The organism is Roseococcus sp. SYP-B2431, assembly GCF_004336745.1.
GTDB lineage: Bacteria > Pseudomonadota > Alphaproteobacteria > Acetobacterales > Acetobacteraceae > Roseococcus.
This window is the reverse complement of record NZ_SJXD01000011.1, coordinates 979592-1004485: the sequence shown is the minus strand read 5'-3', so window position 1 is coordinate 1004485 and position 24894 is coordinate 979592. Positions and strand designations below refer to the sequence as shown.

Genomic DNA, 24894 nt, shown 5'->3' with positions numbered 1-24894 from the left:
CCGTGATGATCTCCCGCCGCCCCCTCATTCTCGCCGGGCTCGCGCTCCCGGCCGCCGCGCAGGCCCAGGACATCGGCTCCGCGCAGCGTCCGCTCAGCATCGGCGTCACCGCCGGGCCGCATGCGCAGGTGATGGAGAAGGTGCGCGAGATCGCCGCCCGCGACGGGCTCGCGATCCGCGTCGTCGAGTTCCAGGACTACATCCAGCCCAATGCCGCGCTGGCGGCCGGCGACCTGGACGCCAACAGCTACCAGCACCAGCCCTTCCTGGACCAGCAGGTGCGCGACCGCCGCCTGGCGCTGGTCGCCCTGGGCAAGACGCTGATCTTCCCGATGGGCCTCTACTCGCGGAAGCACCGGAGACTGGCCGAGGTGCCGCAGGGCGGCCGCATCGCCATCCCGAACGATCCGACCAATGGCGGCCGCGCGCTGGTGCTGCTCGCCAACAACGGCGCGTTCACCCTGCGCGCGGGCGCGGACTTCCGCGCGACCGTCGCCGACATCGCCGCCAATCCGCGCCGCCTGCGCGTGGTCGAGCTGGAGGCGGCGCAGCTGCCGCGGGCGCTGGACGAGGTGGAGGCGGCCGCCATCAACAGCAACTTCGCCATCTCGGCCGGGCTCAACCCGGTGCGCGACGCCCTCGCGCTGGAGAGCGCCGACAGCCCCTATGCCAATCTCATCGTGGTGCGGCAGCAGGATGCCGGCGCTCCCTGGGCAAGGCGGCTTCTCGCCGCATATCAGAATCAGGAGGTGAAGGACTTCGTCGCGACGACCTTCCAGGGCTCCGTCGTTCCGGCGTTCTGAGACCAAGGGGCTCCGCCCCCTGGACCCTTCAAGTGATCGGAGATGCAAGAACCTGAGGTTCTTGCTGGGTTGTTTGAGGGGCAGAGGCCCCTCAAGGAGCAAGCGATGCGTCAGCTTCACCTGGGCGCCTTCATGCGCCCCGTCTCCATCCACACCGGCGCCTGGCGCTATCCCGGCGCCTGGCCCGACGCGAACTTCTTCTTCCCGAAGCTTGCGCGCCTCACCCAGACGCTGGAGCGCGGCAAGTTCGACGCCTTCTTCATGGCGGACCACCTCGCGCTGCTGAACATGCCGATCGAATCGCTCCGCCGCAGCCATACGGTGACGAGCTTCGACCCCATGACGCTGCTGCCCGCGCTGGCCGCCGTCACCGAGCGCATCGGCCTGATCGCCACGGCCTCCACGACCTACAACGACCCCTATCATGTGGCCCGCAAGTTCGCGTCGCTCGACCACATCTCGAACGGCCGCGCGGGCTGGAACCTCGTCACCACCGCGAACCCCGACGCCGCGCTCAACTTCGGCCAGGACGAGCACATGGCCCACGGCGAGCGCTACAGGCGCGCCCGCGAATTCTACGATGTGGTCACCGGGTTATGGGACAGCTTCGCCGACGACGCCTTCATCCGCGACGTGGAGAGCGGCATCTTCTGGGATCCGGCCCGCATGCACGTGCTCAACCACAAGGGCCCCGAGCTCTCCGTGCGCGGCCCGCTGAACGTGGCGCGGCCGGTGCAGGGCTGGCCGGTGATCGTGCAGGCGGGCGCCTCGGAGGCCGGCCGCCAGATCGGCGCCGAGACGGCCGAGATGATCTTCGCGGCCGGCGGGCCGATTGCCGATGCGCGCGCCTTCTATGCCGACGTGAAGGCAAGGGCGGCGGCGATCGGCCGCAATCCCGACCACCTCAAGATCCTGCCCGGCGCGCTCGTGGTGGTGGGGGACACCGACGAGGAGGCCAAGGCCAAGCGCGCGCATCTCGACAGCCTGGTGCATTACGAAAGCGCGATCGGCTCGCTCTCCAGCGTGCTCGGCCTGGATGCCCGCGCCTTCGATCCCGATGCGCCGCTGCCGGAGGTCCCGGAGACGGAGAACAGCAAGTCCGGCCGGGAGCGCGCCATCGACATGGGCAGGCGAGACAAACTCACCGTCCGGCAGCTCGCCCAGCGGCTCGGCGGCTATGGCGGTGCCGCGATCACTGGCACGCCGCGGACCATCGCCGACACCATGGAGGAATGGCTGGAGACCCGGGCCTGCGACGGCTTCAACGTCATGTTCCCTTACGTTCCTGGCGGCCTCGACGACTTCGTAGTGCAGGTGGTGCCCGAGCTGCAGGCGCGCGGTCTGTTCCGCAAGGAATATGAAGGCACGACCCTTCGCGAGCATCTCGGCCTGCCGCGCCCGGAGAACCGCTTTTTCGCGGCGCGCTCGCAGGCCGCCGAATAGCGCCGCCCTTGCGGGATGGGCCGCCTTCTCCCTAGGCTTCCCCCGCACAAGCGGGAGCCTCGGGACATGAACATCGGACGTCGCACTTTCGGAAAGGGGATCGCCGCGGCCGGCGGCTTCGGCCTTCCCGCCCTCATCTCCGGCGCGGCGGAGGCGCAGCGCAGCGCCGACACGCTGCGCGTGGTGTTCCGTGACTCCGTCCCGAACATCGACGCCTATTTCAACAACCAGCGCACCGGGCTGATCCTCTCGCACCAGGCCTGGGACGGGCTGGTCCATCGCGACCCCGAGACCTTCCGCATCGTCCCCGCCCTCGCCACCGAGTGGAAGCTGGTCGACACCACGACGCTCGACTTCACCCTGCGCCAGGGCGTGAAGTTCCACGACGGCAGCGATTTCTCCGCCGATGACGTGGTCTACACGCTCAACACGGTGAGCAAGCCAGAGGCGCGCGTCGCGACGCCGAGCAACTACTCCTGGATCGACACCGTCGAGAAGACGGGCGACTTCTCCGTCCGCCTGCGCATGAAGCGGCCGACCCCGGCCGCGCTCGAATACCTGGCGCTGGTCGGGCCCATCTGGCCCAAGGCCTATCGCGAGCGCGTCGGGCCCGAGGGCTATGCCCGCGCGCCGGTCGGCACCGGGCCGTACAAGATCACCCGGGTGGATATCGCCTCCATCGTCGAATACGAGCGCTTCGACGGCTACTACCAGGGCGGGCCCAAGGGGCGCCCGGCGATCCGCAAGATCACCGCGCGCTTCGTCACCGACGCCGCGACCGAGCTGACCGAGCTGCTGTCCCAGCGCGTGGACTGGATCTGGAACATGAACCCGGACCAGATCCCCAACGTGAACCGCCTCCCCACGCTGCAGACGCTGCGGCAGGAATCGATGCGCGTGGGCTACCTCATGCTCGACGCCTCGGGCCGCAGCGGCGCCGACAATCCGATGACCAAGCTCAAGGTGCGCCAGGCGGTGTGGCACGCGATCGACCGCCAGAGCATGGCCGACCGCCTCGTCACCGGCGGCTCGCGCGTGCCGCCGGCGCCCTGCTTCCCCTCGCAGTTCGGCTGCGACGGCGACGCCGCCGTGCGCTACGACTACAACCCCGCCAAGGCGCGCGAGCTGCTGGCCGAGGCCGGCTATCCCAACGGCTTCGACATCGAGCTCACCAGCTACGTGCAGCCGCGGCAATGGTCCGAGGCGGTGCAGAGCTACCTGCAGGCCGTCGGCATCCGCGCGCGGCTGAACATGCTGCAGGTGGCGGCGCTCATCCAGCGCTCCTGGCGCGGCGAGCTCGCCATGTCGATGGGCAGCTGGGGCAGCTACTCGATCAACGACGTCTCGGCCTTCATGCCCAACTGGTTCGGCGAAGGCAGCCTCGACGATTACGCGCGCGACCCCGAGCTGCACCGCCTCCTCGCCGAGGGCGGCGCCAGCGCGGATGAGGAGGTGCGCAAGCGCGCCTATTCGGCCGCGATCCGCCGCGCGACGGAGCAGGCCTATTTCCTGCCGCTGCACACCTACGTGAACACCTACGCCTTCTCGCGGCAGCTCGAGTTCAAGGCCTTCCCGGACGAGCTGCCGCGCTTCTACCTGGCGAAGTGGAAATAGCGCCGGGCTGAGGCGGCGCGGGCCAGCGTGCCCGCGCCGTGGAACTGCGATGTCCGAAGCAGAGCCCTGCCACGCGAAGGGCGCGGGCGGCTCAGGCCGTTTCCGCCAGGTGGCACTCCACGAAGCCAGCGCCGTTCGGCGTGGTCCGCGGGGCCTCGACCGGGCAGCGCTCGAAGGCGAGCGGGCAGCGCGGATGGAAGCGGCAGCCGCCGGGGATATTGGCGGGGTCCGGCATGGTGTCGCCGAGGCCCACATCCGGCACGCCCAGGCCGGGCTCGGGCGTGAGCACGCTGGCCAGCAGCGCGCGCGTATAGGGATGGCGCGGCTCGGCGAAGAGCGCCTCGCTTTCGTTCGTCTCGACGATGCGGCCGAGATACATGACCGCGACCTCGCTTGCGACATGCTCCACGACGGCGAGGTTGTGGCTGATGAAGAGGTAGGTTAGTCCCAGCTCGCGCCGCAGCTCGGCCAGCAGGTTCAGGATCTGCGCCTGGACCGAGACGTCCAGCGCGCTGGTCGGCTCGTCGCAGACGACGATGCGCGGCCGCAGGACGAGGGCGCGCGCGATGGCCACGCGCTGGCGCTGGCCGCCGGAAAGCTGCGAGGGGAAGCGCGTGCCCTGCTCGGTGGAGAGGCCGACGCGGGAGAGGGATTCCTCCACGCGGCGCGCGATCTCGGCGCGGGAGATGCTGCCCTGGGCGACGAGCGGCATGGCCACGATGTCGCGCACGCGGCGGCGCGGGTTGAGCGAGGAGAAGGGGTCCTGGAAGACCGGCTGGATGAGGCGTGCGCGGGCGCGGCGGTCCATCTCCGAGAGGCGGCGGCCATCGACCAGCACCTCCCCCGCGGAGGGCGGGAGCAGGCCGAGGATCATGCGGGCGAGGGTGGACTTCCCGCAGCCGCTTTCGCCCACGACGCCGAGCACGCTGCCGGCGGGCACGGCGAAGGACACGTCGTCCACCGCCACCACCTGGCGCGGCGGCGCGAAGAGGCCCTGCCGGACGTGGAAGACGCGGCGCAGGCCGCGAACCTCGATGGCCGGTGCGCCGCTCACGCCGCCTGCCGCCCCATTCTGCCCTCTGGCCAGCCGGCGGGGAGGGTGCAGAGGACCTCGTGACCGGGCCCGGCGGCGCGGCGCGGGATCTCGCCCGAGCATTCGGCATGCGCATGCGGGCAGCGGTCACGGAAGGCGCAGCCGACATAACCGGGCGGGATGCGCGGCACGATCCCGGGGATGCTGCCTAGCGGCTCGTCGCGCTTCACCTTGCCGGGAACGGGGATGCAGGTCAGCAACCCGCGCGTATAGGGGTGCTGCGGATCGCCGAAGAGCTCGGCCGTCGGGCCGCTCTCCACGACCTCGCCGGCATACATGACCGAGACGCGGTCGGCGATGCGCGCCACCACGCCGAGGTCGTGCGTGATGAGCAGGATGCCGAGGCCGAGCTCCTTCTGGATGCCGGCCAGCAGCCGCAGGATCTGCGCCTGGACCGTCACGTCCAGCGCCGTGGTGGGCTCGTCGGCGATGAGCAACTCGGGGTCGCACATCAGCGCCATGGCGATCATCACGCGCTGGCGCAGCCCGCCCGAGAGCTGGTGCGGATATTGTCCGAGCCGCAGGCCCGGCGCGGTGATGCCGACCCGGCCCAGCAGCTCGGCCGCGCGGTCCACGGCCTGGGCGCGCGGCGTGCCGCGATGGCGGCGCAGCACCTCGGTCATCTGCGAGCCGACCGTATAGGCCGGGTTGAGCGAGGTCATGGGCTCCTGGAAGATCATCGCCATGCGGTCACCGCGCAGGCGCGACATCTCGCGCTCGCCGTAGTTGCGGATGTCGGTGCCGGCGAAGGCGAGTCGCTCCGCCTCGCGTTTCCCGCCGCGGGCCAGCAGCCCCATGACGGCGAGGGAGGTGACGGATTTCCCGCAGCCGCTCTCGCCGACGAGGCAATGCGTCTCGCCCTTCTCGACCTTCAGCGAGATGCCGCGCACGGCGGCAGTGCCGCCGAAGGTGACGCGCAGGTTCTCGACCTCCAGCAGGCTGGCATTCTCGGCCGGCCGATTCAGACCTTCGCCACTTTCGGCGCTGCGGTCACCGGACGGCATCATCGGCTGAGATCCGTGCCGAGCATGTCGCGCAGCGCGTCGCCCAGCAGGTTCACGCCCAGCACCAACACGAAGAGCGCGATGCCCGGCACCAGGATCACCCAGGGCGTGAAGAACATGTATTCCTTCGCTTCCGCGATCATCAGGCCCCAGGAGGGCAGGGGCGCCGGCACGCCCAGGCCGAGGAAGGACAGCGCTGCCTCCAGCAGGATGGCCAGCGCCATCTCCAGCGTGGCGACGACGGCGAGGTGGGTGGCGATGTTCGGCAGGATCTCGCGCATCAGCACGCTCATCTGGGACGAGCCCGCGCACCAGGCCGCGCTCACATAGTCCAGTGTGCGCAGCTGCATGGTGGTGGAGCGCGCGACGACGGCGAAGCGGTCCCAGAGCAGCAGGCCCAGCACCAGGATGACGAGAAGGAAGCTGCTGCCGAGCAGCCCTGCCACGGCCAGCGCCACCAGCACCACGGGGATGGAGAGCCGTGCCGTGATGAGGAACATCACCACATCGTCCACCCGCCCGCCGTAGAAGCCGCCGAGGATGCCGATGGTCGTGCCGATCAGCCCCGAGGTGATCACCGTCGCGATGCCGATGATCATGGAGATCCGCGCGCCATAGATCAGCCGCGAGAGATAGTCGCGCCCGAGCTGGTCTGTGCCGAGGAAGTTCGCCGCCGTGCCGCCCTCCATGAAGGATGGCGGGACCAGCCGCGCCTCGAGGTTCACCGCGAAGGGATCGTAGGGCGTGATCCAGGGCGCCAGGATCGCCACCACCAGCACGATGCCCACGATGAGCGCGCCCAGCGCGAAGCCGGCATTGCGCAGCAGCCGGCGCCACGCGCCCTGGCCGGGAAGCACCGCACCGCTCATGCTGTGCGCAGCCGCGGGTCGAGGACGGCGTTCAACAGGTCCGCCAGCAGGGTCAGCGCGATGTAGATCAGCGCCAGCACGAGAACGACCGCCTGCACCACCGGATAATCATTCTTGCTGATGCTTTCCCAGGCGAGATAGCCCACGCCGTGCATGGCGAAGACCGTCTCGATGACGATGGAGCCGCCCAGCATGAAGCCCAGCTGCACCGCCGCGATCGAGACCACCGGGATCGCCGCGTTGCGGAAGCCGTGCTTCACCAGGATGGAGAGTCGGCTTAGCCCTTTCGCCCGCGCCGTGCGGATATAGTCGGAGGACAGGGCCTCGATCATGCCGCTGCGCGTGAGCCGCATCAGCGAGGGGATCGCCGAGAAGGCCAGCACGATCCCCGGCATCACGTAGTATTCCGGCCCGCCCGTGCCCGAGATGGGCAGCAGCCCGAGGTTCAGCCCCAGCCAGACCATCAGGATCAGCCCCAGCCAGAAGGAGGGCATGGCCTGGCCGACCAGCGCCACCATCATCACCGTCCGGTCCAGCCAGGTGTTCTCCCGGACGGCCGCGATGATGCCGAGCGGCAGGGCGACGATCAGCGCCAGGCCGAGGCCGACGAGGCCCAGCGTCATGGTGATCGGCAGCCGCGCGCCGATGAGGTTGGAGACGCGGTCGCGGAAGAAGTAGCTGTCGCCGAAATCGCCCTGCACGGCGCGGAACAGCCAGTCGAGATACTGCACGTAGACCGGCCGGTTCAGCCCATAGGCCTGGCGGATGATCTCGACATCCTGCGCGGTCGCGCTCGGGCCGGCGATGGAGATGGCAAGGTCGCCCGACAGCCGCGTGAGCAGGAAGCTCAGCGTCAGCACCGTCAGGGCCACGAGCACGGCGACGGTCAGGCGGCGCAGCAGGAATTTCACCATCGGACCGAAGCCTAGGCGGGCGCGGCATGGCGTTGCAAGCTCGCCCCCAGGATCGTTTCGCAGTTTGGAGTTCCGGGACTTGGCCGACGCAGACCTGAACAGCACCGCCTGGCGCGTGCCGCCCTCGCGCTACCTGGAGGGCCGGCCGGCCGAGCACGCGGTCCCGGCCAGGCCCATCTCCTGCTACGTCACCATGCCCGACGGCTGCCGGCTCGCGGTGGATGCCTGGGTGCCGGAAGGCGCCACCGGGCCCGTGCCCGCCGTGCTCATCCACACGCCCTATTACCGCCGCTTCGCCCTGCGGCCAGGCGGGCAGGGCGAGTGCTCCCCCAACGCGGGAAGATTCCGCGACATGCTGGTGCCGCGCGGCTACGCGCTGGTCGTGGTGGACATCCGCGGCACCGGCGCCAGCTTCGGCACGCGCGACAGCTTCCGGTCGCCCCGCGAGCGCGAGGATGCGCGCGAGATCGCCGACTGGATCGTGGCGCAGCCCTGGTCGGACGGGCGCATCGGCGCGACGGGCATCTCCTATCCCGGCGCCGCCTCGGATTTCCTTGCCAGCACGGGGCATCCGGCGGTGAAGGCGATCGTGCCGCTCTTCGCCGTCTGGGACACCTGGTCGGACCACTACTACCCGGGCGGCGTGTTCCTGAACCGGCTGGCGCAGGTCTATGACGAGCTCATGGTCGCCATGGACCATGACCGGCGCGACCTGCTCTCCAAGGTCTCCTACTTCTCCAACCCCGACCTCGCCGGCCCCATGCCGGTGGACGAGGATGCGGACGGCGCGCTCCTGCGCGAGGCGGTGAAGCAGCATCTCGGCAACTTCCGCATGCCCGACTTCATCACCGACCTGAATTTCCGCGAGCAGAAGCTGCCCTACGATTCAGGCTTCTCCTCGGCGAACATCAGCCCCTATTCGGTGTGCAAGTCGATCCGCCGGGACGTGGCGATCTATGCCGTCTCCGGCTGGATGGACGGCGTGGGCTACGCCAATTCCGCCATCGCGCGCTACCTGACCATGCAGGGCAATCCGACGCATCTGCTGCTCGGCCCCTGGGACCATGGCGCGCGTTGCAACGTCTCGCCCTGGCGCGGCCGCATCGATCCGGAATTCGCGCTCCTCGGGGAGCTGCTGCGCTTCTTCGACGAATACCTGATGGGCCGGACGACCGGCCTGCGCGAGGAATCGCCGATCCACTTCTTCTCCATGCACGGCGAGACCTGGCAGGAGGCGGCGAGCTGGCCGCCGGTGCCGCCGACCCGCCTGCATCTGGCCGCGGGTGCGCTGCAGCCAGCGGCCGTGAACGGCGGCGAGGCGGCGCATCCCACGGATTTCTCCTTCAGCTCCGGCTCCGGCACGCGCTACGAGCGCATCGCCGCCATCAACGCGCTCGACTACTACACGGACTGGCAGGAGCGGCAGGCCGCGCTGCCGGCCTATGACAGCGCGCCCTTCGAGCAGGCGATGGAGCTCACCGGCAACGCCATCGCCGATCTCACGCTGGCCTCCAGCGAGCCCGACGCTTCCATCCTCTGCTACATTTCCGAGGTCGAGGCGGACGGCACGGTCCGCTATGTCACCGAGGGGCTGCTGCGCGCGCTGCACCGCAAGGAATCGCCGCATCCGCCGGAATACCAGTCGCCCTGGCCCTTCCGCACCTATCACCGCGACGACGCGAAGCCGCTCGCCCCGGGCGTGGCCGAGCGCATGCGCGTGGTGATGCTGGCGACCTCCTGGATCTTCCAGAAGGGCAGCCGGCTGCGGTTCTCCCTGGCAGGCACCGATGCCGACCACATCAAGCAGATTCCCCACGGCCGCCCGCCCGTGCTGACCTTGCATCTGGGCGCCTCCGCGCTCGACCTTCCGCTGCGCCCCTTCGAGGAGTGACCCGCATGACAATGACCCGCCGCGGCCTCGCGGCACTTCCCTTCCTCGCCGCGGCGCCCGCCTTGGCGCAGGGCTTCCCGACACGGCCCATCCGCCTGGTGCTGCCGCAGCCGCCCGGCTCGGCCAACGACGCGGTCGCGCGCATCATCGCCGAGCCCATGGGCCGTGCCCTCGGCCAGCCGATCGTGGTGGACAACCGCCCGGGCGCGAACGGCATGGTCGCCATCAACTTCCTCAAGCAGCAGGCGCCGGACGGCTACACGCTGCTGCTGCCGGGCGTCTCGCAGCTCTCCTTCAATCCGCATCTCTATCCGAACCTCAGCTACGACGTGATGCGCGACTTCACCTATGTCGCGCCCGTCTCCGATGCGCCCTTCATCCTCCTGGCGAGCAGGAAATCCGGCATCGCCAGCGTGGCCGACCTGCTCGCCCGCGCCCGCGCCGAGCCCGGCAAGCTCACCTATGCGAGCGCCGGCATCGGCAATTCCACGCATCTGTCGATGGAGATGATCGCCGACCGCGCGGGCGTCACCTTCACCCATGTGCCCTATGCCGGGACCGGCCAGGCGCTGACCAGCATCGTCTCCGGCGAGACCGACGTGATGATCCTGGTGCTGGCCGTGGCGCTGGGCCAGGTGCGGGCGGGCGCGGTGACGCCGCTGGCGCTGGTCGCGGCCGAGCGGCTTTCCATCCTGCCCGACCTGCCCACGCAGAGGGAGGCGGGCATCGACGCGCCGGTCATGCCGGGATGGTTCGCCATCGTCGGGCCGGCCGGCATGCCGGAGGACGTGGTGAGCCGGATCAACACCGCCTCGCGCGCGGCGCTGCGCGACGACACGGTGCTGAAGCGGCTGGGCGACAACCTGCTGATCCCCTTCTCCGGTTCGGCCGCCGATCTTCGCGCGCGGATGGAAAGCGACAGCCAGGTCTGGGGCGAGTTCATCCGCCGGCGCGGCCTGCGACCGGAATAGCGCGCCGGGCACTCCGTCCCTGCCTTCGAGGGGAAGACGCTGGCCGAAATTCGCGTCGGCAGGATCTCTACAAGCTGGCCGGAACCATCGGGGCCGAGCAGCGATGCGGCCGCTTGGCGATGGCGGTTGTCCGATGGTTCGGACATAGTCTTGCTGCACCGCATGGCTGACGGGTTCTGTTGCATGCAACCAGAGGTTTAGTCTCTCCCGAAACACGGGAGAGACATCGTCATGGATTTCGGCTTCTTCACCATGCCCTCGCACCCGCCCGAGCGGTCGCTCAGGGACGGGCACGACTGGGATCTCCAGGTCATGCGATGGCTCGACGAGCTGGGCTACAAGGAAGCCTGGGTCGGCGAGCATCACACCGCCCCCTGGGAGCCGCATCCGGCGCCCGACCTGCTGATCGCCCAGGCCTTCCGCGAGACGCAAAACATCCGCCTCGGCCCCGGCGGCTTCCTGTTGCCCTATCACCACCCGGTGGAGCTCGCGAACAGGGTCGCTATGCTGGATCACATCTCGGGCGGGCGGCTGAACTTCGGCGTCGCCGCCTCGGGCCTGCCGAGCGACTGGGCCACCTTCCACGTCGACGGCATGTCGGGCCAGAACCGCGACGTGACGCGCGAGGCGCTGGAGATCATCCTGCGGACCTGGACCGAGGACGCGCCCTGGACGCATGCGGGCAAGTACTGGAACGTCAGCAAGATCGACCCGATGTTCGGCTTCCTCAAGCCGCACATCAAGCCGCTGCAGGCGCCGCATCCGCCGATCGGCGTGGCGGGGCTGAGCAAGAACTCGGACACGCTGAAGCTGGCCGGCGAGCGCGGCTTCCTGCCCATGAGCCTCAACCTCAACCCGGCCTATGTCGGGAGCCACTGGGATTCCGTGGAGGAGGGCGCCCGCCGCTCCGGCCGCACGCCGGACCGGCGCGACTGGCGCCTCGTGCGCGAGGTCTTCGTCGCCGACACGGACGAGGAGGCCTGGCGGCTTTCGGTGGGCGGCATGATGGGCCGGATGATGGGTGAGTACTTCCTGCCGCTGCTCGCGAATTTCGGGTTCCTGGAATATCTCAAGCACAGCCCCGAGGTGCCCGATAGCGACGTGACGGTGGAATACTGCGCGCGCCGCAACTGGCTGGTCGGCTCGCCGCGGACCGTCGCGCAGAAGCTGGAACGCGTCTACGAGGAGGTCGGCGGCTTCGGCTCGATCCTGGTCTTCGGCTTCGACTATTCGGAGAACCCAGGCGCCTGGCGGAACTCGCTGCGGCTCCTCATGGAGGAGGTCGCTCCGCGGGTGCGGCATCTGGTGCCGCAGGCGGCGGTGCGTCCGGCGGCGGAGTAGGCGGAGTAGAAGGCGGGGGCGCCTCCGAGCGCCTCCGAATCAGAGCGGGTCGTCCTCCTGCGGCGGCAGCCGTGCCGCCGCTTCCATCTGCTGCTCCGGCGTCTGTGGCGGCGCCCGGTAGACGCGCCGGAACGAGGCCCGCCGCGCGCCGGGCGCATCCAGCCCGTAGTTGTCCGCATAGGCCACCAGCTGCCGGCCGCGATCCGGCCAGATCGTCAGATAGGCCAGCGCCACCTGCACCTCCTGGAGCGGATGGACATCCTGGGTGCGGCCCGTGGCCAGCGTCGCGTCCACCGAGGCCGGGGTCGTGTCCAGCAGCCAGGCCGCGAGGTCGCGCACACGCTCCACGCGCACGCAGCCATGCGACAGCGCGCGGCCGGGGCGGGCGAACAGGCCCGGCCGGTTGGTGCCGTGCAGGAAGATGCCGTCGGAATCCTGGAGCCCGATCCGCAGCGGCCCGAGCGGGTTGGTCGGCCCCGGGGGCTGGATCAGGCGGCCGCCGACCTGCTGGAAGCCCACGGCGCCATTGGCGCGTATCTCGGGCGCGATGCTGGCCGGCACGTACCAGGGCGGATGGAACCGCACCGTGGTGAGGTAGGTCGTCAGCTGCGGCGTGCGCGTGCGCGGGGCGCCGACGACCACGCGCGAGCGCAGGATTTCCACACCGCCCTCATAAGCGATGAGCTCGGCCGCCGCGATGTTCACCAGGATGGCCCGGCCGACGGAGAGGTCGAGCCCCATGTCGTCCAGCCGCTCCAGCGTGCGCTGCACGGCCGTGCGGCTGCGGTGGTTGAAGGGCAGGGAGGCCTGCGCGACGCGAAGCTGGTCGCGCGTGTCGAGCACGGTCAGCGGCGGCAGGATCACGGGCGCCGGGATCTGCGCGGCGGCGACCCGGGTCTGCGCGGAGGCGGCGCCCGGGGCGAGAACCGCTGGGGCGAAGATGGCCGAGGCCGATCCGTAGAGGACGGAGCGGGCCAAGGAACGGCGAGTGTGGGTCATGAAGCGGCGGGGACCGGTATGGATGCGGAAGCATCGTAACAGGTAAAGTCAACGGAAGTCGTAAAGCGTCACGAAATTTATCACAGTGTGGCCGGAACAGCTCGCGCCAGGAAGGCCAGGACGTCGCGGGCGCAACGCTCGGGCAGGGCGTCGCCCAGATTGTGGGGCATGCCCTTGTAGGTCAGCAACTCGGCGGAAGGGTGCGGCGGCACATCACGTCACGCGCCCCCGGAACTCGGCCTGCAACTGGTCCAGCGTCAGGAACTCGGCGCCCATCTGGGTGAGGGCATCGATCAGCTTCTCGAGGATCGCCATGCGATGCCCGCGGCCGATGACATAGGGGTGGAAGGTGTAGACCAGCGCGCCCCATTCCTCGGTGCGCCGCATGTACTCGAAATCGGCGATCCAGTTCTCCAGCACGCCGCTGGCGTTCTGCAGCCCGGGCAGCAGCCCGTCCTTGCTGCGCAGGAACTCGAAATGCGGGAAGTCGTCGAGCGACCAGGAGATGGGGATCTCCACGAGGTTCGTCGTCTCGCCGAAGACCATCGGCGCATCGGCCTTCACCACGTCGCCGCGGCGGGCGAAATAGGGCTGGCAGTCGTGCCCCATCATGCTGCTGTCATAGGCCAGGCCATGGCTGAGGATCAGGTCGATGGTCCGGTCGCTGATGTCCCAGGAGGGCGAGCGGTAACCCTGCGGCTTCTGCCCCGTCAGCTCCACGATGGACTCCAGCGCGCGGGCGAATTCGTCCGCCTCGCGCGCGGCCTCGAGTTGCGCCGGCGGCACATGGCTCCAGCCGTGATGGCCGATCTCGTGGCCTTCCCGGACGATGCGGTGGCAGGCGTCCGGATAGGTCCTGATGACGACGCCCGGCACGTACCAGCTCGCCTTGATGCCGCGGCTCGCCAGCAGGTCGAGGATGCGGCTTGCGCCCACGACGCCGAACTCGCCGCGCGAGACCGGGGAGGGCGTGTCCAGCCCGCGCGCGACGAGGCCGGACCAGGTGTCGAAGTCGAAGGACAGGCAGGCGATGTGGCGTGGCACGCGGGAGCCCTCTCGCAGCAATGAATTGACGTGATATGTTCACCGAGCGTGTCGGACAAATCCCCTCTTCGCAAGGCCTTGGCGCGATTCATGTCCGTATGAGGATTCCCGCCTGGATCGGCGCTCTCTACGCCACGCTGCTGATGCAGACGGTCGCCGCCTTCCTCGCCCAGAGCCTGACCGTGGTGGCGCCGCTGGTCACGCGCGACGCCGGCCTTGCGCCCGAGGCCATCGGCCATCTGTCCGCCCTGGTCGCGGCGGGGACGGCGCTGTTCCTGCTGCTCGGCGGGCCCTTCCTGACGAGATGGGGCCCGGTCCGCTCGCTGCAGGTGGGCGCGCTGGTCTCGGCCGGCGCGATCCTGCTGGCGGGCCTGGGCACCCCGGTCGCGCTGCTCGTCGCCTCGCTCTTCCTCGGCATCGGCTACGGGCCCTCGCCGCCGGCGGGCAGTCGCATCCTGGCCGCGACCGCGCCGCCCCGCCACCGCGCGCTGATCTTCTCCATCAAGCAGGCCGGCGCGCCGCTGGGCGGGGCGGCCGCCGGCCTCGTGCTGACCCCCATCGCCGCCGATCACGGCTGGATGGCCGGCATCCTGGTCGCCGTCGTCATCGCCCTGGTCGCGGCGGCCTCCATCCAGCCCTTCAAGGCCGGGCTCGACGCCGAGCGCGATCCCACGCAGAGGCTCAACCTGCACGCGATCTTCCAGCGGCAGACCTGGCTCGCGCCCATCTTCGCGTTGACGCATCATCCGGCGCTGCCGCCGCTCACCATCCTCGCCGTCTCCTTCGCGGTGGTGCAGGGCTGCCTCTTCACCTTCACGGTGACCTGGCTGACCTTCACCCACGGCGTCTCGCTGGTGCAGGCCGGCGGCGTCTTCGCCACCATGCTCTTCGCGGGGGTGGTGGCGCGCATCGTGCTGGGCTGGATCGCCGACCGGATGGGCCGGCCCATGCGGCACCTGATGATCCAGTCGGTGGCGGCGGCGATCGCGACCGCCGCCTTCGGCGCCATGCCGGACGACCTGCCGCTCCCCGCCGTGCATCTCCTGGCGGGCCTGACGGGATTCCTCGCGGCGAGCTGGAACGGCATCTACCTCTCCGAGGTCGCGCGGCTGGCGCCGCCCGCGCAGATCTCGGCGGCGACGGCCGGCTCCACGCTTTTCACCTTCCTCGCCTATCTCCTCGCCCCCGCCGGCTTCGCGCTGTTCGTCTCGCTGAGCGGAAGCTGGACGCTGGCCTTCACCCTCTGCGCCGCCCAGCTCGCCCTCGTGGCGGCGGTCGTCGCCCTGGCGCTGTGTGGCGCCGAAACCAAGGAAACACCGTGATGCCCGACAAGCCCCGCCTGCTGCTGATCAACGCCTTCCGCCTGAGCCCCGGCTCCTATTCCCTGCGGCCGGCGAGCGGCACGCGCGAGCAGCTCGTGATGGATTACGAGAACGTCGCGCACCTGCTGGCCGACGTGGAATGGGACGTGAATGCCGGCGCGCTCGCCACCCATGGCGACTGGGCCGTGGAGGCGCTGGAGGAATTCTTGATCGTCGGCGCCAACCGTCTGCCGCTGGTGCGCGAGGGCTGCGAGAGCGGCAAGTACGATGCGATCGTGCTGCTGGGCGGCGGCGATCCGGGCTATCCGGAATCGCGCGAGATCGGCCGCCGCCACGGCATCCCCGTGACCTCCTGCGCGCATGCGCAGATGCATGTGGCGAGCATGCTCGCCCACCGCTTCGGCATCATCGACATCTCCGAGAAGCACAACGCGCAGATGGCGAAGCTGGTCGTGGAGTACCGCTTCACCGAGCGCTGCACCGGCATCCGCAACATCGACTTTCCGCTGCCGCGCCCGGCCAATGCCAACCGCCCCTCGATCGCCTCCGAGCGCGCCAAGGCGCTGGCCGGCGAGCACAGCGCCATGCTGGAGGCGGCCTTTGAGGCGTCCGAGGCCGCGATCCAGGAGGACGGCGCCGAGGTGCTGATCCTGGGCTGCTCGGCCGCCTACTGGATGCAGCCCCTCCTGCAGAAGCGGCTGGGCGAGGCCGGCTGGGACATTCCGGTCCTGGAAGGCTACAGCTGCGCCATCGAGCAGGCGAAGCTGCTGGCGCGGCTGGGGCTGGATGCGAGCGGGATGATGATCCCGAGGGATCCGCCGGCGCGCTCGCGCAGGCGCAAGCTGGTCTAGCGCCCGCGCCTCAGCGCAAGCGCCGCAGCGTCACCGGCGAGCACGCCTCGCCGGTGATCTGTCCGGCGAAGGTGTCGCCCGAGACCGTCCCGGTCATCGACACGGCGCGCCCGCCGGGAGGCAGCGCGGGCGCGCCGTCCGGCGTGAGCTCCACCGCGCCGTTGGCCAGCCGCGACCCCCGCATCCGGTAGGAGCCGCGCGGGATGGCCGGCGCGCCCTGAGAGGGGCCGAAGTCGAACTTCGCCATGAGGCGGCTCGGCCCCTCCTCGCGCACCGACATGCGCGCGGTGATGACCTCCTTGCCGCATTGGTACTGGCCGACCCAGACGCCGGCGAAGCCGCCTGGTGCGCCGGCGGTCGCGGGACCGTCGGCGGGCGGCGGGGGCAGGCGCGCCGCCGTCTGGCGCACGGTGACGCCGTTCTGCTCGAACTGGCGCGGCTTCACCACGACGATCTGGTTGGGTGGCGCCGCGGTGAACAGGCGGATCGCGCCGTCATTGTAGCCGAGCCGGCTCAGATAGGCCCCGATCACGGCATTGCCCGAGCTGCTGACCTGCCCCGGCCCGCCCTGCTGGGCGACATAAGCGGCGTGGAAGCCGATCCGCGCGCCCTGGCCGATATGCCGCTCCGTGCCGGCCAGCCAGATCAGCGAGCAGGCCGAGAAGCAGCCCGAGCCGTCGGGTACATAGGTCTGCAGGCGGGCCTCGCGGATGGCGCGGCCGATGCTCAGCGCCGGCGTGAGCGAGCCGCCGCCGCTGTTCAGCACCACGCGCGCGCCGCGATGGGCGGCGGCAGCGGCCATGAAGGCGCCTTCGGTCTCGGGCGAAATCCGGCCGTAGATCACGATGCTCGTGGTGCCGCCGTCGCGCGCGACATAGACGCGCCCTGGCGGAAGGCTGGTCTGGGCAAGAAGGGCCGTGGGCGCCAAGCTGACGAGCAGGCCGGCCAGGATGAGGCGGGGCTTTCGCATGCTCCGGAAGGTATGGCCTGGGCGGGCGGCGGAGCAAGGGCCCAGCGGCCGGACAGGGGAGGGGATGCGATGAAATGCGCGGTGATCGGCCTGGGAAGCATGGGCGGCGGCGTGGCCGCGAGCGCCCTGCGGGCCGGGCTCGACGTGACGGGGGTGGATCCGAGCGAGGTGGCCCGGAAGGCCTTCGGCAACCGCGCCGTGGCGCGCGGGGCGGATCTCGAGGAGGGCCAGGCAGCCGTCCTGGTGCTGACGGTGAATGCGGCGCAGGCGGAGGCCGCGCTGTTCGGCGAGGGCGGCGCCGCGCAGCGGCTGGCGCCCGGCGGCGTGCTGATCTGCTCGGCGACCATGGCGCCGGCCGATGCGAGGAAGCTCGCGGCCGAGGCGGCCTCGCGCGGGCTGCTCTACCTCGACGCGCCGGTCTCGGGCGGCGCGGTCGCCGCGCGCGAGGGCCGGATGACGGTGATGGCGAGCGGCTCCGAGGCCGCCTTCGCGGCCGCGAAGCCGATGCTCGACGCCGTGGCCGGGCCGGTGTGGAACCTCGGCGCCGAGCCGGGCCAGGGCGCCGCCATGAAGGTGGTGCACCAGCTCCTGGCCGGCGTGCACATCGCGGCCGCCGCCGAGGCCATGGCGCTGGCGCTGCGCGCGGGGCTTGACCCGCACACGGTCTATGACGTGGTGAACGGCGCGGCGGGCGCTTCCTGGATGTTCAGGAACCGGATGGCGCATGTGCTGGCGGGCGACGACACGCCGCTCTCGGCCGGCGACATCTTCGTGAAGGATCTCGGGCTGGTGGAGGCCATGGCGCGGGAGGCCGCGCTGCCGGTGCCGCTGGCGGCGCAGGCGCTGCAGCTCTTCGTGGCGCAGCGGGCGATCGGGCAGGGGGGCCGCGACGACGCCTTCGTGCTGCGCGTCTGGCAGGCCATCGCGGGATTTGCCCTGCCGGGCGAGGAAGGCGGCGCCGAGGCCAGGACGCCGGAATAACCAGGGGGCGGCCCCTGCCGCTTTGTCCCGCGGCCATGCCGCCGCGAGGCCTCCAGCAGGGTTAAGGGCGGGACAAGGAGGAGCCCGCCATGTGGAACCGCATTCCGATGATCGCCCTCGCCTGCGCCGTGGCGATGCCCGCAACCCTCGCCCAGGCGGCCGACAAGGCCAGCGCCGTGGCAGTGCGCTTCTCGCCCGGCGCGACGGCGGCCTCGTTCAACGGCCGCGTCCGGGGCAATGAATCCGTCAGCTATCGCCTGACGGCCCAGGCGGGGCAGGAGATGACCGTCCGCTTCCGGCCGGGCAACAACAGCGTCGAATACGTCGTCCTGCCGCCAGGCAGCGACACGCCCATCCACAACAGCCTGGCCGCGGGCAACGAGTTCACCGGCACGCTGCAGGCCAGCGGCACCTACGTGGTCCGGGTCTTCATCGCCCCCGGCGCCGCACGGCGGAACACCGGCGGGAGCTACACGATCGCCTTCGGCATCGACGGCCGCGGCACGCGGGCCACCGAGGCGGGCCCGCCCGGTCCGCCCGCCCGGCAGGACACGACCGATCGCGGCCCGCCGGGTCGGCCGGAGGCCTGGCAGGTGGCGGGGCTGACGCGCGGCGACGTGCTGACCGTCCGCACCGGGCCCTCCTATTCCGCGCGGACCGTGCTGCGGTTCCCGGAAGGCGCGATGGTGCGCAGCTTCGGCTGCCAGGAGGTGGCGGGCGCCCGCTGGTGCAACATCGGCCCGGCCGATGCGCAGCGCCCGGCTGGCTGGGCCTCGGCGCGCTACCTGCGCGAGGCGGCCGCCCCGGCGCGGGAGCCCCGCGTGCCCGGCACGCCCTATCAGGCGACGGGCCAGGTGGATTGCCGCTTCCAGGGCCAGCCGCCGGTGACCTGCCCCTTCGGCGTGCGCCGCCACGGGCCGGGGACGGCGACCGTGGAGATCACCCTGCCGAACGGCCAGCGCCGCTCGCTGGTCTTCCGCAGCGGCCAGGTCTCGACCGAGGGGCGCGAGCCGGTCGTCGCCAGCCGGGAGGGCGACAACATGGTCGTCACGGTGGACGGCAATGAGCGCTACGTGATCCCGGACCTGGTGATCCGGGGGGATTGATATCGGCGGGGGCGATTCACGGCCTCGGCATTCGCCTCGGCCGACCGCACCCGTTGCTCAGCCCGCCTTCGCCTCGCGGCGGTACTTCGTCAGCAGGAACTCGGTGTAGCCGTTCGGCTGCGCCCCGCCCTGCAGCACCAGCGCCGCCGCCGCCCGGAAGGCGACGCCCGAGAAGTCCGGCGCCATGGGCACGTAGCCCGCATCGTCCTTGTTCTGCTTGTCGACCACGGCCGCCATCCGGCGCAGCGTTTCCATCACCTGCTCCTGCGTGACGATGCCGTGGCGCAGCCAGTTGGCGATGTGCTGCGCCGAGATGCGCAGCGTCGCGCGGTCCTCCATGAGGCCGACATTGTTGATGTCCGGCACCTTGGAGCAGCCCACGCCCTGGTCCACCCAGCGCACGACATAGCCGAGGATGCCCTGGGCATTGTTGTCGAGCTCGGCCTGGATGTCCTCGGCCGGCCAGTTGGTCTGCGTCGCGACTGGGACGGTCAGCAGGTCGCCGAGCTGGGCGCGGCGGCCGCCCTCGGCGATCTCCGTCTGGCGCGCGGCCACGTCCACCTGGTGGTAGTGCAGCGCGTGCAGCGTCGCGGCGGTGGGCGAGGGGACCCAGGCGGTGTTGGCGCCGGCCTTCGGATGGCCGACCTTCTGCTCCAGCATCGCGGCCATGGCGTCCGGCATGGCCCACATGCCCTTGCCGATCTGCGCCTTGCCGCGCAGGCCGCAGATCAGGCCGATATCGACGTTCCAGTCCTCATAGGCCTTGATCCAGGCCGTGCCGCGCATGTCGTTCTTGCGGATCATGGCGCCGGCTTCCATCGAGGTGTGGATCTCGTCGCCGGTGCGGTCCAGGAAGCCCGTGTTGATGAAGGCCACGCGCGCGGAGGCCGCCTGGATGCAGGCCTTGAGGTTGACTGTGGTGCGCCGCTCCTCGTCCATGATGCCCATCTTGAGCGTGTTGGGCGCCAGGCCGAGCAGCGTCTCCACGCGGCCGAAGAGCTCCACCGCCCAGGCCACTTCCTCGGGCCCGTGCATCTTGGGCTTCACGATGTAGACGCTGCCGGCGCGGCTGTTCAGCCGCTGGCCCTTGATGTCGTGCATGGCGATCAGGCTGGTGACGGCGGCGTCCAGGATCGTCTCCGGGATCTCCGCCCCGTCCAGCGTCGCGGCGTCGGTCATCATGTGGTGGCCCACATTGCGCACCAGCATCACCGACCGGCCGGGCAGGGTGAGCGTGCCGCCATCCGGCACCGTGTAGCTGCGGTCCTCGTTGAGGCGGCGCGTGATGGTCTTGCCGCCCTTCTCCAGCTCGGCGCAGAGGTCGCCCTTCATGAGCCCGAGCCAGTTGCGATAGACCTCGACCTTGTCCGCGGCATCGACGGCCGCGACGCTGTCCTCGCAATCCTGGATGGTGGTGAGTGCCGCCTCCATCACGAGGTCCGAGACGCCCGCCGCGTCGCCCTTGCCGATCTCGCTGCCGCGGTCGATGTGCAGCTCCAGGTGCAGGCCGTTGTGGCGGAACAGCAGCACGGAGGGCGAGCCGGCCTCGCCGGCATAGCCCACGAACTGCTCCGGCCGCTTCAGCGGCACCGCGCCGCCGCCCTGCAGCGCCACGTCCAGCGCGCCGCCCTTCACCGTGTATTTCAGCGCCTCGGCATGGCCCGCGCCCATCAGCGGCACGGCCTGGTCGAGCACCTTGCGCGCGAAGGCGATGACCTTGTTGCCGCGCGTCGGGTTGTAGCCCCGGCCGCGCTCGGCGCCGTCGGCCTCGGGGATGGCGTCGGTGCCGTAGAGCGCGTCGTAGAGGCTGCCCCAGCGCGCATTGGCGGCGTTGATGGCGTAGCGTGCGTTGTTGACCGGCACCACGAGCTGCGGGCCGGCGATGCCGCCGAATTCAGGATCGGTGTTGGCGGTGGTGATGGCGAAGTCCGCGGGCTCGGGAACCAGATAGCCGATCTCGCGCAGGAAAGCCTCGTAGGTGGCGACGTCGATGGGCTTGGCCGGATTCTCGCGATGCCAGGCGTCGATCTTTGCCTGGAGGTCGTCGCGCTTCGCCAGCAGCGCGGCATTGCGGGGGGCGAGGTCGCGCAGGATGGCCTCGAGGCCGGCCCAGAAGGCAGCGGCGTCCACGCCCGTGCCAGGGAGCGCCTCGGTCTCGATGAAGCTCTTCAGCGGTTCGGCGACATTCAGGCTCATCGGGGGCTCCGTGCGGACGTTTTTCCGGGGGAGGCTTAACCGGCAATCCCGCGAGGGGAAAGGGCCGCCGGCTTGCCGAAGCCCGCGGTTAAGGCTCAGGATAGCTTAGCGAAACGAAGGATGCGCGCCATGGACCTGACCCCGCACACCACGCAGCACTGGAATGTGCGCAAGCCGGCAGGCCGGGGCGAGAAGGGCATCGTCGCCAGCCAGTCGCGCGACGCGGCCGAGGCGGGCGTCGCCATCCTGCGCGCCGGCGGGACGGCGGCCGACGCGGCGGTGGCCGCGGCCTTCGCGCTGGCAACCGTCGAGCCCTGGAATTCCGGCCTCGGCGGCATCGGCTTCACCCAGGTGATGAAGCCGGGCGGCCCGGCCGAGACCTTCGACTTCGGGCCGGTGGCGCCGCGCGGCCTCGACGCCTCGGCCTATCCGCTCACGGGCAAGATGAAGAACGACCTCTTCTCCTGGCCGGAGGTCGTGGGCGACATCAACATCCATGGGCCGAAATCGGCGCTGATCCCCTCGGCGGTGGCCGGCTACAAGCTGCTGCACGAGCGCCATGGCCGCATGCCCATCGGGGACGTGCTGGCGCCGGCGGTGGCGCTGGCGAAGCGCGGCCTGTCGCAGGACTGGTTCGCCACGCTGAAGATCGCCAACAGCGCCTCCGTGCTGCGGCTCTATGAGGAAAGCGCGCGGATCTACCTGCCGGGCGGCCTGCCCCCCGTGCCGCCCTATCAAGGCGCGTCCGGCTATTTCCCCCAGGGCCGGCTCGCCGACACGCTGGAGCGGCTGCAGAGCGCGGGCCTCGCCGACTTCTACACGGGCGACATCGCCGCCTCGATCGCCGCCGACATGAAGGCGATGGAGGGCTTCGTCACGGCCGAGGACCTCGCCGCCTGCGAGGCGCGCGTGCTGCCCGCCATGGAGGCCACCTTCCGCGGCCGCCGGCTGGTGCTCGCCAACGGCCTCACCGCCGCGCCGACGCTGAAGCGCCTGCTGGCCATGATGGAGAAGGCCCCCTACGGCGCCATGCCGGACGCGGCCTGGTACGCCTATCTCGCGCGCTCGCTGCGCGCCTCCTATGCCGAGCGCCTCGCCGGTCTCGGCGAGGGCGTGCCGACCGAGGCCGAGCCCGTCGGCGCCGACAGCTGCACGACGCACCTCACCGTCGCCGACCGCGACGGCATGATGATCTCGATGACCACCACGCTGCTCTCCTCCATGGGCAGCCGCATGGTGCTGCCCGGCACGGGCGTGCTGATGAACAACGGCGTCATGTGGTTCGACCCGCAGCCCGGCAGCCCGAACGCCATCGCGCCGGGCAAGCGGCCGCTGTGCAACATGTGCCCGGTGATCGCGCTCGACGCGAAGGGCAATCCCGAGATCGCGCTGGGCGCCTCGGGCGGCCGCAAGATCATGGCCTCGGTCTTCCAGCAGTACAGCTACGTCGCCGACTTCGCGATGGAGCCGGAAGCGGCGGCCCACCATCCGCGCCTGGACGTGTCCGGCCCCGAGGGCGTGATGGCCGACAAGCGCCTGGGCGAGGCGACTCTCTCGGCGCTGGCGGCGGATGCCGAGGTCGAGGTGGTCGAGCACACCGTCGCGCCGGGCAACTTCGCCTGCCCGAACCTCATCCTGCAGCGCGGCGGGATGCGGGTCGGCGTGTCGGACGTGATGTCGCCCTGGTCGGCGGCGATCGCGGAATAAAACAAAGATTGAGGGGCCCTGCCCCTCAAACTCCCCGCCAGGGCTTTTTGCCCTGGACCCCTAACCGTGCAGCCCCGGCGCCTCGTGCCCGGTCCGCGCCACATACTCCGTGTAGCCACCGCCATACTGGTGGATGCCGTTCGGTGTCAGCTCCAGCACGCGGTTCGACAGCGCGGCCAGGAAATGCCGGTCGTGCGAGACGAAGAGCATGGTGCCCTCGTATTGCGAGAGCGCCGTGATCAGCATCTCCTTCGTCGCCATGTCCAGATGGTTCGTCGGCTCGTCCAGCACCAGGAAGTTCGGCGGATCGTAGAGCATCCGCGCCATCACCAGCCGCGCCTTCTCGCCGCCTGACAGCACGCGGCACCGCTTCTCCACCTCGTCGCCCGAGAAGCCGAAGCACCCCGCCAGCGAGCGCAGCGAGCCCTGGGCCGCGCGGGGGAAGGCCTCCTCCAGCGCCTCGAAGACGGTCTGATTGCCGTCCAGCAGCTCCATCGCGTGCTGCGCGAAATAGGCCATCCTCACGCTGCCGCCGAGCGTGACGCTGCCCTCGTCGGGATCGGTGGAGCCCGTCACCAGCTTCAGCAGCGTCGACTTGCCCGCGCCGTTCACCCCCAGCACGCAGCAGCGCTCCCGCCGACGCACCAGCAGGTCCAGCCCGTCATAGATGACGCGGCTGCCGTAGCGCTTGTGCACGCCGCGCAGGTTCACGACATCCTCGCCCGAGCGCGGCGCCGGCTGGAACTCGAAGCTCACCACCTGGCGGCGCTTGGGCGGCTCGACGCGCTCGATCTTGTCCAGCTTCTTCACCCGGCTCTGCACCTGGGCGGCGTGCGAGGCGCGCGCCTTGAAGCGCTCGATGAACTTGATCTCCTTGGCCAGCATCGCCTGCTGCCGCTCGAACTGCGCCTGCTGCTGCTGCTCGTTCATCGCGCGCTGCTGCTCGTAGAACTCGTAGTCGCCGGAGAAGGAGGTGAGGCTGCCGCCGTCGATCTCGATCACCTTGTTGATGATGCGGTTCATGAACTCGCGGTCGTGCGAGGTCATCATCAGCGCGCCCTCGTAGCCGGCGAGGAACTGCTCCAGCCAGATGAGGCTTTCCAGGTCGAGGTGGTTGGACGGCTCGTCGAGCAGCATCACGTCGGGCCGCATCAGCAGGATGCGGGCCAGCGCCACGCGCATCTTCCAGCCGCCGGAAAGCGCGCCCACGTCGCCGTCCATCATCTCCTGGCTGAAGCTGAGGCCGGCGAGGACTTCCCGCGCGCGGCCCTCCAGCGCATAGCCGCCCAGGTCCTCGAAGCGCGCCTGCACCTCGCCGAAGCGCTCGATGAGGCTGTCCATCTCGTCCATGCGCTCGGGATCGGCCAGCGCCGCCTCCAGCTCCGCCAGCTCGGCCGCGACGGTGCTCACGTCGCCCGCGCCGTCCATCACCTCGGCCACGGCGCTGCGGCCGGCCATCTCGCCCACATCCTGGTTGAAGAAGCCGATGCTGATGCCGCGATCGGCCAGCACCTGGCCCTCGTCCGGCGGCTCCTGGCCCGTGATCATCCGGAACAGCGTCGATTTCCCCGCCCCATTGGGCCCGACGAGGCCGATCTTCTCGCCCTTCTGGAGGGCGGCCGAGGCCTCGATGAAGAGGAGCTGCTGGCCGTTCTGCTTGCTGATGCTGTCGAGGCGGATCATGGGGAGGCGCGGCCGGAACTGTTGCGGCGCGCTTATGCCCAGAGGCGCCGCCTGAGGATAGGCCCGGCACGCCGTTTGCGATGTCCCCGCCC

At 70.4% G+C, this 24894-nt stretch carries 20 protein-coding genes; 11 read left to right on the top strand and 9 right to left on the bottom strand.

Annotation, left to right across the window (positions count from 1 at the left end; genetic code table 11):
* Positions 1–5 precede the first annotated feature (5 nt).
* From EJV46_RS06115 to EJV46_RS06105, 3 genes are all read left to right on the top strand, one after another.
* A complete protein-coding gene (locus tag EJV46_RS06115) occupies positions 6–803 on the top strand; it encodes a MetQ/NlpA family ABC transporter substrate-binding protein (protein ID WP_206020712.1) in 798 nt (265 codons plus the stop codon).
* 105 nt (positions 804–908) lie between these two features.
* Complete coding sequence (locus tag EJV46_RS06110) at positions 909–2246, top strand: LLM class flavin-dependent oxidoreductase (protein WP_206020711.1); 1338 nt, start codon at positions 909–911, stop codon at positions 2244–2246.
* A gap of 66 nt (positions 2247–2312) precedes the next feature.
* On the top strand, positions 2313–3860 hold the full coding sequence (locus tag EJV46_RS06105; protein ID WP_165585366.1) for an ABC transporter substrate-binding protein: 1548 nt from the start codon (positions 2313–2315) through the stop codon (positions 3858–3860).
* Positions 3861–3951: 91 nt separating this feature from the next.
* On the opposite strand, the gene EJV46_RS06100 is transcribed toward EJV46_RS06105, so the two are convergent.
* Genes EJV46_RS06100 through EJV46_RS06085 form a run of 4 tightly spaced genes read right to left on the bottom strand, consistent with a single transcriptional unit; the run spans position 3952 to position 7740 of the window.
* Positions 3952–4914, bottom strand: a complete 963-nt coding sequence (locus EJV46_RS06100; protein WP_165585365.1) for an ABC transporter ATP-binding protein — start codon at positions 4912–4914, stop codon at positions 3952–3954.
* Positions 4911–5960 (bottom strand): ABC transporter ATP-binding protein, encoded by a 1050-nt coding sequence (locus EJV46_RS06095; RefSeq protein WP_370323061.1) that lies wholly within the window; start codon positions 5958–5960, stop codon positions 4911–4913. Before EJV46_RS06095 ends, EJV46_RS06100 begins: the two co-directional genes overlap by 4 nt.
* Complete coding sequence (locus EJV46_RS06090) at positions 5957–6826, bottom strand: ABC transporter permease (protein ID WP_131547670.1); 870 nt, start codon at positions 6824–6826, stop codon at positions 5957–5959. The genes EJV46_RS06095 and EJV46_RS06090 overlap by 4 nt, the downstream gene beginning before the upstream one ends.
* On the bottom strand, positions 6823–7740 hold the full coding sequence (locus EJV46_RS06085; RefSeq protein ID WP_131547669.1) for an ABC transporter permease: 918 nt from the start codon (positions 7738–7740) through the stop codon (positions 6823–6825). Before EJV46_RS06085 ends, EJV46_RS06090 begins: the two co-directional genes overlap by 4 nt.
* A gap of 79 nt (positions 7741–7819) precedes the next feature.
* Here EJV46_RS06085 and EJV46_RS06080 point away from each other — a divergent pair, with 79 nt between their 5' ends.
* From EJV46_RS06080 to EJV46_RS06070, 3 genes are all read left to right on the top strand, one after another.
* Positions 7820–9631 carry a CocE/NonD family hydrolase gene (locus EJV46_RS06080; protein WP_206020710.1) on the top strand — a complete coding sequence of 604 codons (1812 nt, stop codon included), beginning with the start codon at positions 7820–7822 and terminating at the stop codon, positions 9629–9631.
* A gap of 5 nt (positions 9632–9636) precedes the next feature.
* A complete protein-coding gene (locus EJV46_RS06075) occupies positions 9637–10602 on the top strand; it encodes a tripartite tricarboxylate transporter substrate binding protein (RefSeq protein ID WP_131547667.1) in 966 nt (321 codons plus the stop codon).
* Positions 10603–10833: 231 nt separating this feature from the next.
* Positions 10834–11943 carry an LLM class flavin-dependent oxidoreductase gene (locus EJV46_RS06070; protein ID WP_131547666.1) on the top strand — a complete coding sequence of 370 codons (1110 nt, stop codon included), beginning with the start codon at positions 10834–10836 and terminating at the stop codon, positions 11941–11943.
* Between the two features lie 39 nt (positions 11944–11982).
* Here EJV46_RS06070 and EJV46_RS06065 read toward each other — a convergent pair whose 3' ends face one another.
* Together EJV46_RS06065 and EJV46_RS06060 are read right to left on the bottom strand one after the other, a co-directional pair.
* On the bottom strand, positions 11983–12921 hold the full coding sequence (locus EJV46_RS06065) for a L,D-transpeptidase family protein (RefSeq protein ID WP_165585364.1): 939 nt from the start codon (positions 12919–12921) through the stop codon (positions 11983–11985).
* A gap of 234 nt (positions 12922–13155) precedes the next feature.
* Positions 13156–13986 (bottom strand): polysaccharide deacetylase, encoded by an 831-nt coding sequence (locus EJV46_RS06060; protein ID WP_131547664.1) that lies wholly within the window; start codon positions 13984–13986, stop codon positions 13156–13158.
* A gap of 98 nt (positions 13987–14084) precedes the next feature.
* Here EJV46_RS06060 and EJV46_RS06055 point away from each other — a divergent pair, with 98 nt between their 5' ends.
* Positions 14085–15308, top strand: coding sequence for an MFS transporter (locus EJV46_RS06055; RefSeq protein WP_165585363.1), 1224 nt, complete (start codon positions 14085–14087; stop codon positions 15306–15308).
* Positions 15308–16159: an aspartate/glutamate racemase family protein gene (locus tag EJV46_RS06050; protein WP_131547662.1), complete on the top strand. Its 852-nt coding sequence runs from the start codon at positions 15308–15310 to the stop codon at positions 16157–16159. Before EJV46_RS06055 ends, EJV46_RS06050 begins: the two co-directional genes overlap by 1 nt.
* 10 nt (positions 16160–16169) lie before the next feature.
* On the opposite strand, the gene EJV46_RS06045 is transcribed toward EJV46_RS06050, so the two are convergent.
* A complete protein-coding gene (locus tag EJV46_RS06045; RefSeq protein ID WP_131547661.1) occupies positions 16170–17129 on the bottom strand; it encodes a hypothetical protein in 960 nt (319 codons plus the stop codon).
* Positions 17130–17198: 69 nt separating this feature from the next.
* Between EJV46_RS06045 and ltnD the strand changes: the two genes are divergently transcribed.
* Together ltnD and EJV46_RS06035 are read left to right on the top strand one after the other, a co-directional pair.
* Positions 17199–18110, top strand: a complete 912-nt coding sequence (ltnD, locus tag EJV46_RS06040; RefSeq protein ID WP_131547660.1) for an L-threonate dehydrogenase — start codon at positions 17199–17201, stop codon at positions 18108–18110.
* Positions 18111–18199: 89 nt separating this feature from the next.
* Positions 18200–19216 carry a hypothetical protein gene (locus EJV46_RS06035; protein ID WP_131547659.1) on the top strand — a complete coding sequence of 339 codons (1017 nt, stop codon included), beginning with the start codon at positions 18200–18202 and terminating at the stop codon, positions 19214–19216.
* Positions 19217–19273: 57 nt separating this feature from the next.
* On the opposite strand, the gene EJV46_RS06030 is transcribed toward EJV46_RS06035, so the two are convergent.
* Positions 19274–21412 (bottom strand): malate synthase G, encoded by a 2139-nt coding sequence (locus EJV46_RS06030; protein WP_131547658.1) that lies wholly within the window; start codon positions 21410–21412, stop codon positions 19274–19276.
* A 129-nt stretch (positions 21413–21541) separates the two neighbouring features.
* Here EJV46_RS06030 and EJV46_RS06025 point away from each other — a divergent pair, with 129 nt between their 5' ends.
* Positions 21542–23119 (top strand): gamma-glutamyltransferase, encoded by a 1578-nt coding sequence (locus tag EJV46_RS06025; protein ID WP_240782417.1) that lies wholly within the window; start codon positions 21542–21544, stop codon positions 23117–23119.
* A 60-nt stretch (positions 23120–23179) separates the two neighbouring features.
* Here EJV46_RS06025 and EJV46_RS06020 read toward each other — a convergent pair whose 3' ends face one another.
* Positions 23180–24802: an ABC-F family ATP-binding cassette domain-containing protein gene (locus EJV46_RS06020; protein ID WP_131547656.1), complete on the bottom strand. Its 1623-nt coding sequence runs from the start codon at positions 24800–24802 to the stop codon at positions 23180–23182.
* Positions 24803–24894: the final 92 nt, after the last annotated feature.

Coding starts and splice junctions, on each gene's coding strand:
- EJV46_RS06020 (WP_131547656.1), bottom strand. CDS start 24,802: ATGATCCGCCTCGACAGCATCAGCAAGCAGAACGGCCAGCAGCTCCTC.
- EJV46_RS06115 (WP_206020712.1), top strand. CDS start 6: ATGATCTCCCGCCGCCCCCTCATTCTCGCCGGGCTCGCGCTCCCGGCC.
- EJV46_RS06095 (WP_370323061.1), bottom strand. CDS start 5,960: ATGATGCCGTCCGGTGACCGCAGCGCCGAAAGTGGCGAAGGTCTGAAT.
- EJV46_RS06035 (WP_131547659.1), top strand. CDS start 18,200: ATGTGGAACCGCATTCCGATGATCGCCCTCGCCTGCGCCGTGGCGATG.
- EJV46_RS06055 (WP_165585363.1), top strand. CDS start 14,085: ATGAGGATTCCCGCCTGGATCGGCGCTCTCTACGCCACGCTGCTGATG.
- EJV46_RS06045 (WP_131547661.1), bottom strand. CDS start 17,129: ATGCGAAAGCCCCGCCTCATCCTGGCCGGCCTGCTCGTCAGCTTGGCG.
- EJV46_RS06025 (WP_240782417.1), top strand. CDS start 21,542: ATGGACCTGACCCCGCACACCACGCAGCACTGGAATGTGCGCAAGCCG.
- EJV46_RS06030 (WP_131547658.1), bottom strand. CDS start 21,412: ATGAGCCTGAATGTCGCCGAACCGCTGAAGAGCTTCATCGAGACCGAG.
- EJV46_RS06050 (WP_131547662.1), top strand. CDS start 15,308: ATGCCCGACAAGCCCCGCCTGCTGCTGATCAACGCCTTCCGCCTGAGC.
- EJV46_RS06090 (WP_131547670.1), bottom strand. CDS start 6,826: ATGAGCGGTGCGGTGCTTCCCGGCCAGGGCGCGTGGCGCCGGCTGCTG.
- EJV46_RS06085 (WP_131547669.1), bottom strand. CDS start 7,740: ATGGTGAAATTCCTGCTGCGCCGCCTGACCGTCGCCGTGCTCGTGGCC.
- EJV46_RS06110 (WP_206020711.1), top strand. CDS start 909: ATGCGTCAGCTTCACCTGGGCGCCTTCATGCGCCCCGTCTCCATCCAC.
- EJV46_RS06070 (WP_131547666.1), top strand. CDS start 10,834: ATGGATTTCGGCTTCTTCACCATGCCCTCGCACCCGCCCGAGCGGTCG.
- EJV46_RS06075 (WP_131547667.1), top strand. CDS start 9,637: ATGACAATGACCCGCCGCGGCCTCGCGGCACTTCCCTTCCTCGCCGCG.
- ltnD (WP_131547660.1), top strand. CDS start 17,199: ATGAAATGCGCGGTGATCGGCCTGGGAAGCATGGGCGGCGGCGTGGCC.
- EJV46_RS06105 (WP_165585366.1), top strand. CDS start 2,313: ATGAACATCGGACGTCGCACTTTCGGAAAGGGGATCGCCGCGGCCGGC.